Below are 13717 nucleotides of genomic sequence, written 5' to 3' on the forward strand. Positions count from 1 at the left end.
TCCCTTCGGGGAGGTGGGCCTCTTTTTTTGTGTCTGGCGAAGATGGGGTGGCCGCTAACAAGCCTCTACGTAGCGGCTAATCATGGCAGGTGACGCGACATTGCGACCGGCCAGTCGGGTGCGCGGCGGGCGGTCATAGCGGCTGCTCCAATAAAGCGGCGGCTTCGATCAGTAGCTCCGCCAACCGCTGTTCTCTTTTGGCTATCGCCATCTCTCGCGGTGCAAGTGCCACCGATTCAAAGGCCGTTCCGTTAAACCGGCTGCGGTTTAAGGCGCATATGGCGGAATCGTTCAAAAGGAACGCCTCACCGCGCAGACGGCCAGCCATCGCATTGCGAGGGTCCGACATATGTCGAGCGAGCTTATTCATTTCTCCGGCAATCTGTTCATCGGTAGCACCCGGAACACGGTCAACATGCCAGCGTCCCACGCCCTCCTTGGCATGTCGCGCTTCCATCTCAAGCCATTCTGGGCCGCGCGTTCCGTCCATCACAAACCCCCTCAGCATGAAACACGACCCCAACCAGCGCATCATCGGCGAATTGGCGGATAACCCTAAGACGCGTCGGTTTAAGCAACTCTGCATCTTGAGCGCTGAAAGGCTCTGGATTGGTCATGCGGATTGGCCCGTCTTGGTTAAACGCCGTGCGGCCTTGCCAGTTTGGCGGGATGGTGGTGTCAGGCATTGCATCCTCCATATGGCGAGGGCTTCAAATCGGCGCGCAGGTAAAGCGGATGCGCCGGAAAGCCATGCTTCGTGACCTTCAAGGCGTGGGGGATCGGGTCAGCCCAATGTCCGTCGATCCAGCCAAGCATCGTTTCGTCCTGCCCGATATGTCCACCGTGCGCGCCCCAAGCGCAGACAACTAGGCCCGCGTCATCCAACGCTAATTCGACATGGCGCTGGTTGTCGCGACCGATCGGATCGCCTTTCGCGGTCATCGCCAGAACTTCGCTGGGGTCGGTGGCTCGCCATGCAAACAGATTCACCACCTCCATGCGATCATAACCCCAAGCCTTAGCGAAGGCGACGCAACGCCGGATTGTTGGATCATCCTGTTCGGCGTCGGCGGTAGATGGATTGAGCATGATGAACAGGCACGACTTTGGTTCGCCCCATTGCTCTCCAGCACCATCGACTATCGGCTTACCCGCCTCGTCGGTGAACATATCCCAATGCGGGCTATTACCGAGACGCCACTCTCGCCAAAGCCGATAGCGGTATTTCCCGCAATGGCTGAGAACAGCGCCCGCTTTCAAATATTCCCCCATCTCAAGCCACCCGCGCGCGGGGTGGCTTGAGGAGTGGTATAGCTGATGCGACTGCCACGATTGTTGGCCCGATACTCGACCCGGCGACCATTTTCGTAATCCGCAACAAGGATACGCAGTGCGCCATCATCGTCAAACCAAGCAACGGCCTCGGTTGGGTCTTTGTATTCGGACGGGACACCTTTTCCCCGGAGCAGTCCGCCTGTGTTGCCTCGGCCCATCGAGCAGTGGTCCCACTCTTTGCGGACGCCGATTGGCCTATAGTTTGGGTACAGTGCCATGCTCAAACCTCCCCATCTTCCCGCTCACCATCGAGGCGGGGCGGAGTGGACAGGGCGGGATCAGCGTTTACGTGCACGGCCATGTAATCTCTCCTGTTTCATATTCTTTTTCGCCGTAGGTGCAGCACTTTGGGCAATAGACCTCCACGCGGTATTCATTGCTGAACTGCGACGAAACACTCTCTTGCCAATCATGGGAGCAAATCTGGTTTGGGATGCTTCTCACGTCCTCCTTCTGACTCTCAACGACCTCCGACGCGCCGGACAGGGCGGCGCGGGTGTTCCAAGCTGTGGCTGCGTCGTTTTTGCTGGACCATTTACCGGGGCCGTGAGTGCCGCACTTAGTGCACTTGCCCCAATGCAGATCGCTGTAACCAACTATGGCTACATCACCCGCACAAAACGGACATGTTTTTAGATCGCGGCTCATTTCACCACCTCGACAAACGCGCCGCCGATGCTTTCACCGGGGCCGTGGTCGATGGGATGGGTGCGGATGGCGGCGGCTATCCGATCAGATAGTTCGACTTGAGTATCGCAGCGGCACAAATCACCTAGCGAGCAGTCGCGCACACCGGTTTCTGAACACATAAAGCCTACATTTTCGCATGGCCCCGGTGCGCCTTCTTTTAAGGCAAGCGCAGCACACCGCTCCCGTTCACCCCTGATCGCGGCGTCTATGGTCGGTTGCAGATTGTCCATCGCCCGACCCATCAAGCCAATTGCCCGTCCGATCTCAAAACGCGTTGAAGCGGTCGCGCCATCATCGACTTTGATGCTGTCGAACAAGGCTTGGCGACAGTCGGCCAACAACAAAGAAAGACCGCGACCTGTTGAGGTAGGCCGCATGGCAGTGATGGCCGCTTCGGCTTGCGCGAGGAACAATCTCTGTGTGCCAGCGGGCACGTACTCCCACGCGGTATCGTTCCAGCTATCCTCAATGCCGTGCAAAGCCCGCGCCACCCGCTCGACATCACACTCCCGCGCCTGTTCAATGTCCCCCTCGACAGGCTGCGCGGTGGGGGTGGCTAGGGCGGCGATCCAGTTCGCATCGCCGGCAATCCGATTAAGGCGACTGCGCGCATCCTCCCGCTCAGCAATGACGCGGCTCAGTTCATATCGGAGGCGCGTATGGTCTGCCACAACCTCGTCGACCGCCTGCCGCGATACGCCGACAAGGGTGCCATCGACGTCGAGCTGGCGCTGGTGATCGGTTAATTGGGCGAGCGCCTGGATAATTTGAGTCTTCATTTCGGGTTGTCCTGTTTCCGCCATTCGGCCTGTTGATCTTCGGTGACGTTGGCCATGCCGCCAGCTTGGAGGTTGCGCTCGCGGCAGTAGCCCCATGTCGAGCAGGCCATCGGCGCGCAGCAGTTGCGCGGATCGCCAGTGGTCCAATGGCTGGCGCCTCGGCAGATCATCGTGCGGCCCGCGCGGTAAACCTGCGGTAAACACGCCCGATGTTCGCCCGATGTTCACGGTATTTTGCCCGAACCTTGATTCCAACAATGGCGCAAAACTGCCAAAAACTAGCAACCGCACTGTGTTGACATCGCAGGGGTCGCAAGTTCAATCCTTGCCACGCCCACCATTTTCTCCTCGTATCAGCCAAATATTTCCCCTCGTGGGAACGCACCGGCGCAAATGCCGTCGTTGGAACATTGTAATCCATCTGACCTGCTGGCGAGCCGATTTAAGCCATCAACGCATCTGTAAATCATTTACAGAATATCAGAATAGATCGCCCTATCTGCGACTCGTTGACGCTAATCTCCCTAGCAATACACTGTAAATTTCCGATCCCTTGTCTAATTCCGCTGAACGGTTTCAAGCGGAGCACGGCATGACTTACCAAAACGATATCGGGCGATTGAGCGATCTGATCGGCAGCAAAAACGGGACATGGGATGGCATCGACGCCGAATCCGTATCACGTATGCGGTTGCAAAACCGGTTTCAGACCGGCCTCGACATCGCGCGCTACACGGCAAAGATCATGCGTGCCGACATGGCCGCCTATGACGCCGACGCTGCCAATTATACCCAGTCACTGGGATGCTGGCACGGGTTCATTGCCCAGCAGAAAATGATTTCGATCAAAAAACACTTTGGCACGACCGACCGTCGCTACCTGTATCTGTCGGGTTGGATGGTTGCGGCGCTGCGTTCGGAATTCGGCCCCCTTCCCGATCAGTCGATGCATGAAAAAACTTCGGTGCCCGCCCTGATCGAAGAGCTATATACGTTCCTGCGTCAGGCCGACGCTCGCGAACTCGGCATGATGTTCCGCGACATCGATGCCGCTCGCGATTCGGGTAATCAACTCGAGGAACAGCGTCTGCTCCACGCCGTCGAGAATTATCAGACTCATGTCGTGCCCGTTATCGCCGATATCGATGCCGGATTCGGCAATGCAGAAGCGACCTATCTGCTGGCGCGTAAGATGATCGAAGCCGGTGCGTGCGCGCTTCAGATCGAGAATCAGGTTTCGGATGAAAAACAATGCGGCCATCAGGACGGCAAGGTCACCGTGCCGCACGAAGACTTTCTCGCGAAGGTTCGCGCATGTCGCTATGCGTTTCTCGAACTGGGCGTCGAGGATGGCATCATCGTCACGCGCACCGATTCGCTGGGCGCGGGCCTGACCAAGCAAATCGCGATCAGCCACACGCCCGGCGACCTTGGCGATCAGTATAATGCTTTTCTCGACTGCGAGGAGATCACGCCAGAGAACGCCACGAACGGCGATGTCATCATCAATCGCGATGGCAAGATGATGCGTCCAAAGCGCCTGCCCAGCAATCTATACCAGTTCCGGCCGGGAACGGGTGAAGACCGCTGCGTGTTGGACAGCATCACATCGTTGCAAAACGGGGCCGACCTGTTGTGGATCGAGACGGAAAAGCCGCACATCGAACAGATTGCCGGAATGGTCGATCGCATTCGGGAAGTCGTTCCGAACGCCAAGCTCGTTTACAACAACTCGCCATCGTTCAACTGGACGCTGAATTTCAGGCAGCAGGTTTTCGACGCATGGTCGACGGAGGGTAAGGACGTGTCGGCCTATGATCGCGCTCGCCTGATGAGCGTCGATTACGATACAACCGAACTCGGTAAAGTGGCCGACGAGCAGATCCGCACTTTCCAGTCGGAAAGCGCAAAACGGGCGGGCATATTCCATCACCTGATCACGTTGCCGACCTATCACACGGCGGCGTTGTCGACCGACAATCTCGCCAGAGAGTATTTCGGCGAAGCGGGGATGCTCGGCTATGTCCTTGGGGTGCAGCGGCAGGAGATTCGCCAGGGTATCGCCTGCGTCAAACACCAGAATATGTCCGGTTCCGACATCGGCGACGACCATAAGGAATATTTTGCGGGCGAAGCGGCGCTGAAGGCCGGTGGCGCGCATAACACGATGAACCAGTTCGCGGCCTGATAAGTTGCGAATGACAGACGGCTCCGGCGATCAACGCGGGGGCCGTTTTGTTATGAAAGCGTGAGGCTGGGACGCCGGTTAACTATCAAACCGCGCGAACACTGTCCCGATCTTGTCCAGTTCACGCTCGACTCGGTGTACAAACAGGACGCGCCGTGCGCCCTTGTGCGTCGCAGCACATTGCCCGGTATGATCGATAGCCCTAGACGGGACATCGACGGCAAGGAGCAATCTGTGCGCAAAGGTATTATTCTCGCAGGCGGATCGGGTACGCGGCTTTATCCGCTGACCAAGGGCGTCTCGAAACAGCTGATGCCGGTTTATGACAAGCCGATGATCTATTACCCGCTATCGACCCTGCTGCTGTCGGGCATTCGTGAGATCATGGTGATTACGACGCCACACGATCAGGCGGCGTTTAAAGCTGTGCTGGGCGATGGCAGAGATCTGGGGCTGTCGTTGCAATATGCTGTCCAGCCAGAGCCTGCGGGACTGGCGCAGGCCTATCACATTGGCGCGGATTTCATTGGCACCGATCCATCGGCGCTCGTCCTTGGAGACAATATATTTTACGGTCACGGGCTGGTCGAACTGCTCGAGCGAGCCAGTGCTCGGGAAACCGGCGCGACGGTATTCGGCTATCACGTCAGCGATCCGAAAGCCTATGGCGTGGTGTCGTTTGACGCCGACGGTCGCGCCGAGACGATCGAGGAAAAGCCTGAGACGCCAAAATCGAATTATGCCGTCACCGGTCTGTATTTCTACGATGGCAACGCCGTCGAAATGGCGCGCACACTAAAGCCGTCGCCGCGTGGCGAGCTGGAAATTACCGACTTGAACCGCCTTTATCTGGAGGCGGGGAAACTGGCGGTCGAGATCATGGGGCGCGGTTACGCGTGGCTCGACACGGGCACGCACGAATCGCTGCTCGATGCGGCGCAATATGTCCAGATTACCGAAAAGCGACAGGGTCTGAAAATCTGTTGCCCCGAAGAAATCGCGTGGCGTCAGGGGTTTATCGACGACGCGCAGTTGGAGCGAATTGCCGCTCCTCTCATCAAAAGCGGTTATGGCGCATATCTGATCGGTCTGCTCAACGGCCAGGGAGGCCCGGCGTGAAACTGATCGAGACGGCCATCCCCGGACCGACGATCATCGAACCGAAAGTGTTCGGCGACGACCGGGGTTTCTTTCTGGAAAGCTGGAACGCGCGCGCCTTTCGCGACGCTGGTCTCGACCTCGACTTCGTGCAGGACAATCACAGCCGTTCGGCCAAGGGTGTCCTGCGGGGTCTGCATTACCAAAAACCCAACCCACAGGGAAAACTCGTCCGCGTCACTGCCGGGCGCGTTTGGGACGTCGCGGTCGATATCCGCCGTTCGAGCCCGTTTTTTGGTCAATCGGTGGGAGTGGAGCTGTCCGCAGCCAACAAGCGGATGTTCTGGGTTCCTCCGGGCTTTGCTCATGGATTTGTCAGCCTGGAGGATGGCACCGAATTTCTGTACAAATGTACGGCAACCTATGATCCATCGGCCGAACATTCGTTGTTATGGAACGATCCTGCGCTGGCGATCGACTGGCATCTGGATGGCATGGAACCGCTGCTTGCCGCCAAGGACAAGGTCGGGCTGAAACTCTCTGAAATCGACGCGTTCGAATGAAGGCGCTGATTGTCGGCAGCAAGGGACAGTTGGGACGCGCGTTGGTTGCATCGGCACCGGTGGGCATGGAAATACTCGCCTATGCGAGCGACATGCTGGACATCACCGACGAAGCTGCGGTGAATGCCGCCGTGCAGGTTGCACAGCCAGACTTTGTGTTCAATGCCGCCGCCTACACCGCTGTCGACAAGGCCGAAAGCGACGAAGCCAGAGCACTTGCCGTCAACGCTACCGCCGTTGGCGTACTGGCCAATGCAGCACGGAGCGTTGGCGCGAAGTTCGTCCATGTATCGACCGATTTCGTTTTCGATGGGCTATCGGGCGTTCCTTATTTGCCCGGATCGGCAACCAATCCGGTCGGAGCCTATGGTCGCACCAAACTTGCGGGGGAGCAGCTTGCAGGAGTGGATGCACTTACTGTCAGGACCGCATGGGTTTACGCGCCACAGGGCAATAATTTCGTGCGGACGATGCTCCGGCTGATGGCCGAGCGCCCGGAAGTCAAAGTCGTCGCGGATCAGATCGGTACACCAACCTATGCCCCCGGCCTGGCTGCGGCGTTGTGGAAACTGACTGCGCAGGGTGTGCAGGGCATCCATCACTACACCGACGCCGGTGCCGCAAGCTGGTATGATTTTGCCGTTGCGATTCAGGAGGAAGCTCTGGCTATCGGCCTGCTTGCAAGGGCAGTCCCGGTCATCCCTATCGGGACCGCGGACTTCCCCACCCCTGCCCGCCGCCCGCATTATTCGGTACTGGACAAGTCATCGACTTTTGCCGCCCTGGGTGGTCCGGCCCCCATTGGCGGGCAAACCTGAGACTTATGCTGAGCGAGATAAAGACCAATGGCTAATCTGATCGTCACCGGCGGCGCAGGCTTTATCGGGGCAAATTTCGTTCATCACTGGCGGGCCGTCTCTCCCGATGACAGCATCGTCGTGCTCGATATTCTAACCTACGCCGGAAACCCCGCAAATCTCGATGGGCTGGACGGCGTTGAACTTGTGGTCGGGGATATCTGCGATACCGATCTGGTCAGCACGCTGATCGCCGATCACGCGGTCGACACGATCATCCACTTCGCTGCCGAGAGCCACGTCGATCGTTCGATCACCGGGCCAGATGCGTTCGTGACCACCAATGTCATCGGAACGCACAGCTTATTGAAAGCTGCCAAAACCGCATGGCTCGACAAAGGGTCGGGCAAACCGCACCGGTTCCACCACGTTTCGACCGACGAAGTTTACGGATCGCTGGGACCGGACGATGCCGCATTCAGCGAGACGACCGCCTATTCACCCAACTCACCCTATTCGGCGTCAAAGGCGGGTTCGGATCATCTGGTCCGCGCTTATCACCACACGTTCGGGCTCGAAACGACGACAAGCAATTGTTCGAATAACTATGGGCCGTTCCAGTTCCCCGAAAAGCTAATCCCGTTGTTCATGCTCAACGCATTGTCGGGTCGCCCCCTGCCGATTTACGGCGACGGCATGAACGTCCGCGACTGGCTGCATGTCGAGGATCACTGCCAGGGCATCGAGCGCATCTTGCGCAAAGGACGCATCGGCGAAACCTATAATGTCGGCGGCGGTCAGGAACTGCCCAACATTCAGGTTATCGAGGAAATCTGCCGCGGCATCGATGCGAAATTTTCCGCCGACCCCGAACTGGCAAAGCGTTTTCCCGATGCTCCGGCGGCACAGGGACGACAAACCGCCGAGCTGAAAACCTATGTCGAGGACCGCAAGGGCCACGACCGCCGCTACGCAATCGACGAGCGTAAAATCCGCACCGAACTCAACTACGAACCTGCGCGAGACTTTCAGCAGGGGTTCGCCGAAACACTCGACTGGTATCTCAACCGCGAGGACTGGTGGCAGCCCCTGATCACCAAGGCTAAACTGGCGGCTTAACGAGCGGCGCTGACCCGCCAGATACGGTTGCCGACATCATCGGCAACCAACAGGCTCCCGGCCTTGTCGACCATCACACCGACCGGGCGGCCCTGTGCTTTTCCGTCCTTGTCGAGAAACCCGGTCAGCACATCCTGCATCTTGCCGTCGGGAAAGCCGTGCGCGCCGAAGTGGACGAACGTCACCTTATATCCCGACACGGGCTTGCGGTTCCATGAGCCATGCTGGCCGATGAAAGCGCCATCCTTGAACGACCCAAGCGACCCGAATGCCAGCCCGAGCGAGGCGGTGTGCGGCCCCAGCGCATAATCGGGGCGACGCGTATATTGGAGGAGATCGGGACGCGATTCGACACGAGGGTCTTCATACCCACCCCAATAACTATACGGCCAGCCGTAAAAGGCACCGAGTTCGACCAGCGTCAGATAGTCAGGGGCCAGATCCGATCCGAGCATATCTCGCTCATTCACGACGGTCCAAAGCTGCTTCGACTTCGGCTCCCAACCCATACCGACCGGATTACGAAGCCCGGCGGCATAAATCCGTATCGCATGCGTTTGCAAATTATATTCGAGAATATTTGCACGGTTCTTTTCCGCATCCATCCCGTTATCGGCGATGTTCGTCGATGAGCCGACACCGATATACAGCAGCTTGCCGGTCGGATCGACGACGATGTTCTTCGCCCAGTGATTGCCACCACCGGGCAGCGCGACGATCTTTTCTGCCGGAGCGGTGATTTTCGTATCCCCGACCTTAAACGGATAAGCCACCAGCGCATTGTGATTGCCGACGAACAATTTGTCACCGACCAACGCCATTCCAAACGGCGAATCGAGTCCGGGCCCGGTCAGCAGCACCGATCGAAAATCTGCCACGCCGTCACCATTGGTATCGCGCAAAAGCACGATCCGGTTAGGCGAAACGCCCCCGCCCCAACCTTCGACATCAGGGTCTTCATGATGAAACCCTTGATGCCGCCATCTTCCCGCTTCGGCGAATTGGTCTCTGCGACCAGCACATCGCCGTTTGGCAATTCGTACAGCCAGCGCGGATGATCCAGATCGGAAGCGAAGGCGTTGACCGTCAACCCCGCCGCTGCGACGGGCTTTGCGCCGCCCTGCCATCCAATCACGTCGGCGGTATCGATCGTCGGGATCGTCTGAACGCGCGGACTGGTGATCTGCGGTTTATTGCCGGAGACCGCATCCACGCTCAACCGCGCCGTGTCTGCGCGCCCGAAATAAGCCCAAAGGCCGCCTAAAACGACGAGGATCATAACGACGATGATGAAGATACGGCTGCGAATGGTCATGCGGCCTTTATGGTGATTGCCGACGCGTCTTGCCAGCGGAATGCTACTTGCCCGCGGGTGTAGCGTCCTCGACCATCGGCGGGTGCAGGCGAACGCGCGTTGCCCGCCGCGTATCGCCCTCGGTCACCTCGATCCGCCAGCCGCTCTCATGTGTCAGGCATTCGCCGGGCTGGGGAACATGGCCCGCCAGCACAAAGGCCAACCCACCGATCGTATCCACGTCGCCGTCGACTTCACCCAGACGCGGGTCGATTGCCGCAGCAATATCTTCGAGTTCGGCACGGGCATCGGCTTCCCACAGACCATCGTCGAGTGCGACGATCAGCGCTTCGGGGGCATCGTCATGCTCATCCTCGATATCGCCAACGATTTCCTCGACCAGGTCCTCGATCGTGACCAAACCCTCGGTCCCCGAATATTCGTCGATGACAATGGCCAGATGGACGCGCTGCAACCGCATTTCGGCCAGCAATTCCAATACCCCCATCGATTGCGGAACATAAAGCGGCTGGCGAATCAGACCGGCTATCGTTTCCGGATGCGGCCCCTCACCGGCGAGAATCGCAAACACGTCCTTGATGTGAATCATGCCCACGATGCTGTCGAGACTGGTCTGATAAACAGGCAAACGACTATGGCCCGCGTCTGCGAAACAGGCGACCAGTTCGGCAAATCCGGTGGTGTCGGGAACCGCGATAATATCGCTGCGGGGGACAGCCACATCGTCCACCGTGCGTTCGCCGAAATGCAGCAGGTTGCGCACCATCTGTCGTTCGACGGGGGACAGATCTCCTTCGGTTGTCGGCTCCGGGTCGTCCTCGTGTTCAGCAATCGCTTCTTCGATCTGATCGCGCAAAGTCGGTTCGGAATGTTCCCCGAACAGCATTGCCCGTAACCCGCTGAACAGCCGCCCGTTCTCTACGGGCCTGTTGGTCCTACTATCGCCTTCTTTCATTGGGGGTGGCCAGTCATGCCGGTAATCAGTCCTCGATGGGGTAAGGGTCGTGAAGGCCGAGCGTAGCCATCGCGGCCTGCTCGATACTCTCCATGGCGTCGGCTTGTACGTCGTCCATATGATCATGGCCTAGCAAATGCAGAACGCCATGCACAATCAGATGTGTGGCATGATCCGCCAGCGCAACGCCGCGCTCATCGGCTTCCCGCGCGCAAACGCCATGCGCGAGCACGATGTCACCAAGCAGGATTTCACCATCATCGGTATTGTCGAGCGATTCGATCAAGTCGGCCTGAACCATCGGAAAGGACAGGACGTTGGTCGGCTTGTCCTGCTGCCGGTACTGCTTGTTCAGCGTGTGAACTTCTTCGTCGGACGTCAGCCGGACAGAGATTTCTATTGTGGCGGACGTGGCGGCGAGTTGAGCCTGTGGGCTGGCCTTTAATCCAGCAGCACAGGCGCGCTCGCTCAACGCCTGCCAGTCATGTGCAGGCCAGGGGCTTTCAATGAGTAAAGCAACGTCGATCATCGTTTAAGCATCCGGCATCGTTTAAGCATCCGGCCCTTCATATGCCTGAACGATGCGACCCACGATCGGGTGGCGCACGACGTCGGCAACACCGAAACGCACGGTCGCAATCCCGTCCACGCCTTCCAGTTTGGATACGGCATCGGCCAGTCCCGACTTGGTGATATCGGGCAAATCGATCTGCTTCGGATCGCCGCAGACGACCATCCGGCTGTTTTCACCAAAGCGAGTCAGGAACATCTTCATCTGCGAAGGTGTCGTGTTTTGCGCTTCATCAAGGATGATGAACGATCCCGCCAGCGTCCGCCCACGCATGAACGCGATCGGGGCGATTTCGATTTCGCCACTGGCTATGCGCCGTTCGACCTGTTCGGCGGGCAGGCAATCGTAAAGCGCGTCGTACAGCGGGCGAAGGTAGGGATCGACCTTCTCCTTCATATCACCGGGCAGAAAGCCGAGCCGCTCACCAGCCTCGACCGCAGGCCGCGACAGGATAAGGCGATCGACCGAACCGGTAATGAGTTGCGACACAGCCTGCGCCACCGCGAGATAGGTTTTACCCGTACCGGCTGGTCCAAGGGCAAAGATGATGTCGTGTTTGACCAGCGCTTCCATGTAGCGGATCTGCATGGCCGAACGCGGCACGATGGTTTTCTTGCGCGTGCGGATCATCACCGTCGGCGATTCGGAAACATCGTGGCGGATGATGCCCTCGAGCGTCGGTTCGGACGACATGGCGATAACCGCCTCGACCGCGCCGTTATCGATATCCTGCCCCTGCACGATGCGATTATACAGGCCGGTCAAAACGTCGCGAGCGCGGGCGGCAGCGGACGCTTCTCCCTCGATCTGAAGCTTGTTGCCCCGTGCGGCGATATAGACGCCCAGCTTATTCTCGATGGCGACCAGATTCTGGTCGTATTCCCCAAACACCCGCCCCAGTAATTGCGGTTTATCGAACATTACCTCTAGTCGCGAACGGTCTCCGGCTTTTGCGGGAACGGGTTTACGCGACATTCAGGCCGCCTTTCTTTTCTCAGGGGGAGTCCCGGTAACAGAATTGGGGCCAGCGGCCGTAATTGCAACATCTATTAAATCGCCAACGACGATGCCGGGCTGAACGATATGAACCGACTGCATCCACGGCGACTTGCCGAGCATCTGCCCGGGCAGTTTGCCGGCGCGTTCGATCAGGATGTTCGTCTGCGTCCCCACTGACGCGACATTGAACGCATGTTGCTGCGTATTGATGACTGCCTGCAAACGTTGCAGCCGTTCGCCCATCACTTCCTTCGGAATTTGATCGCACATCGTCGCAGCAGGGGTACCGGGGCGCGGCGAGTATATGAAACTGAACGCCTGTGCGTAACGCACTTCAGCGACAAGGCTCAGCGTGTCCTCAAAGTCCGCATCGGTTTCGCCGGGAAAACCGACGATGAAATCACCTGACAGGGCAATATCTGGCCGGGCAGCGCGAACGCGGTCGAGCAGTTGCAGATAACTGTCGCGCGAATGGCTGCGGTTCATCGCTTTCAGAATGCGGTCGCTGCCCGACTGCACTGGCAAGTGCAGGAACGGCATCAGCTTTTCAACATCGCGGTGCGCGTCGATCAGCCCTTGCGTCATGTCGTTCGGGTGGCTCGTCATGTACCGAATGCGCGCAAGTCCGGGGATTTTGTCGAGCGCGACCGCAAGGCCGTGCAGCCCAATCCCGTTATCGTCCCAGGCGTTCACATTCTGCCCGAGCAAAGTAATCTCGCGCGCACCGCCATCGACCAGCGCTTTTGCTTCATCGAGGATCGCGCCGAACGGCCGTGAAACTTCGGCACCGCGCGTGTATGGCACGACGCAATAGGTGCAGAATTTGTCGCATCCCTCCTGAACCGTCAGGAAAGCAGAGGTCCGTTGCCCCTTCGAACGAACCGGCAATGCGCCGAATTTCGACAGAATGGGCATATCGGTGTCGATCGCCGCCTTGCCACTACGCGCCGCAGTAACGAGTTCGGGAAGGCGATGATAAGCCTGCGGTCCGACGACGATATCCACTTCGCGCGCGCGCTTGGCGACTTCGGCTCCCTCGGCCTGCGCAACGCACCCGGCGACCGCGATCATCGGGCGCGTGCCGTCTTCGCGCTTCAGCGTGCCGATTTCGGAATAAACCCGGTGCACCGCGCGTTCGCGGATGTGACAGGTGTTGAGCACCACCAGATCGGCGGCGTCGGACGTCGTTGCGACCATGCCTTCGCCGGTCAGCAACTCGCTCATGCGATCACCGTCATAGACGTTCATCTGGCAGCCGAACGATTTAACGTGGAATGATTTGGGTTGCGGGCGAGTCAAGATCAGACG

At 58.6% G+C, this 13717-nt stretch carries 12 protein-coding genes and 2 pseudogenes; 5 read left to right on the forward strand and 9 right to left on the reverse strand.

Annotated features, from left to right (window positions below; all coding sequences use genetic code 11):
* Positions 1-133: 133 nt before the first annotated feature.
* The 4 genes from D3Y57_RS09865 to D3Y57_RS09890 form a co-directional block, all read right to left on the reverse strand.
* Entirely contained in the window at positions 134-490 is a 357-nt protein-coding gene (locus D3Y57_RS09865) for a hypothetical protein (protein WP_162987076.1), read from the reverse strand.
* Between the two features lie 188 nt (positions 491-678).
* The gene (locus tag D3Y57_RS09875; protein ID WP_121152371.1) at positions 679-1272 is read right to left on the reverse strand and encodes a DUF1643 domain-containing protein; all 594 of its coding nucleotides are present in this window, start codon (positions 1270-1272) and stop codon (positions 679-681) included.
* Positions 1257-1553, reverse strand: coding sequence for a hypothetical protein (locus D3Y57_RS09880; RefSeq protein WP_121152372.1), 297 nt, complete (start codon positions 1551-1553; stop codon positions 1257-1259). Before D3Y57_RS09880 ends, D3Y57_RS09875 begins: the two co-directional genes overlap by 16 nt.
* A 426-nt stretch (positions 1554-1979) precedes the next feature.
* Positions 1980-2804 (reverse strand): hypothetical protein, encoded by an 825-nt coding sequence (locus tag D3Y57_RS09890; protein ID WP_121152845.1) that lies wholly within the window; start codon positions 2802-2804, stop codon positions 1980-1982.
* Positions 2805-3396: 592 nt separating this feature from the next.
* On the opposite strand from D3Y57_RS09890, the gene D3Y57_RS09895 reads away from it, so the two are divergent.
* From D3Y57_RS09895 to rfbB, 5 genes and pseudogenes are all read left to right on the forward strand, one after another.
* Positions 3397-4992: an isocitrate lyase gene (locus D3Y57_RS09895; protein WP_121152846.1), complete on the forward strand. Its 1596-nt coding sequence runs from the start codon at positions 3397-3399 to the stop codon at positions 4990-4992.
* A 234-nt stretch (positions 4993-5226) separates the two neighbouring features.
* A complete protein-coding gene (rfbA, locus tag D3Y57_RS09900; protein ID WP_121155720.1) occupies positions 5227-6111 on the forward strand; it encodes a glucose-1-phosphate thymidylyltransferase RfbA in 885 nt (294 codons plus the stop codon).
* On the forward strand, positions 6108-6653 hold the full coding sequence (gene rfbC / locus D3Y57_RS09905; RefSeq protein WP_121152847.1) for a dTDP-4-dehydrorhamnose 3,5-epimerase: 546 nt from the start codon (positions 6108-6110) through the stop codon (positions 6651-6653). Before rfbA ends, rfbC begins: the two co-directional genes overlap by 4 nt.
* Positions 6650-7506: pseudogene (gene rfbD, locus D3Y57_RS09910) on the forward strand (dTDP-4-dehydrorhamnose reductase). The gene rfbC and the pseudogene rfbD overlap by 4 nt, the downstream one beginning before the upstream one ends.
* Positions 7499-8569 carry a dTDP-glucose 4,6-dehydratase gene (gene rfbB, locus D3Y57_RS09915; protein ID WP_121152848.1) on the forward strand — a complete coding sequence of 357 codons (1071 nt, stop codon included), beginning with the start codon at positions 7499-7501 and terminating at the stop codon, positions 8567-8569. Before rfbD ends, rfbB begins: the two are co-directional and overlap by 8 nt.
* On the opposite strand, the pseudogene D3Y57_RS09920 reads toward rfbB, so the two are convergent.
* The 5 genes and pseudogenes from D3Y57_RS09920 to miaB all read right to left on the reverse strand — a co-directional run bounded on the left by D3Y57_RS09920 (position 8566) and on the right by miaB (position 13714).
* A pseudogene (locus D3Y57_RS09920) lies at positions 8566-9878 on the reverse strand (PQQ-dependent sugar dehydrogenase). The gene rfbB and the pseudogene D3Y57_RS09920 overlap by 4 nt on opposite strands.
* A gap of 49 nt (positions 9879-9927) precedes the next feature.
* Entirely contained in the window at positions 9928-10839 is a 912-nt protein-coding gene (locus tag D3Y57_RS09925; protein WP_121152849.1) for a hemolysin family protein, read from the reverse strand.
* Between the two features lie 25 nt (positions 10840-10864).
* Positions 10865-11368, reverse strand: a complete 504-nt coding sequence (ybeY, locus tag D3Y57_RS09930) for an rRNA maturation RNase YbeY (protein ID WP_121152850.1) — start codon at positions 11366-11368, stop codon at positions 10865-10867.
* Positions 11369-11389: 21 nt separating this feature from the next.
* Positions 11390-12385 (reverse strand): PhoH family protein, encoded by a 996-nt coding sequence (locus tag D3Y57_RS09935; RefSeq protein WP_121152851.1) that lies wholly within the window; start codon positions 12383-12385, stop codon positions 11390-11392.
* A complete protein-coding gene (miaB, locus tag D3Y57_RS09940; RefSeq protein ID WP_121155722.1) occupies positions 12386-13714 on the reverse strand; it encodes a tRNA (N6-isopentenyl adenosine(37)-C2)-methylthiotransferase MiaB in 1329 nt (442 codons plus the stop codon). It lies immediately after the preceding gene.
* Positions 13715-13717 lie beyond the last annotated feature (3 nt).

The organism is Sphingomonas paeninsulae, assembly GCF_003660165.1.
GTDB lineage: Bacteria > Pseudomonadota > Alphaproteobacteria > Sphingomonadales > Sphingomonadaceae > Sphingomonas_O > Sphingomonas_O paeninsulae.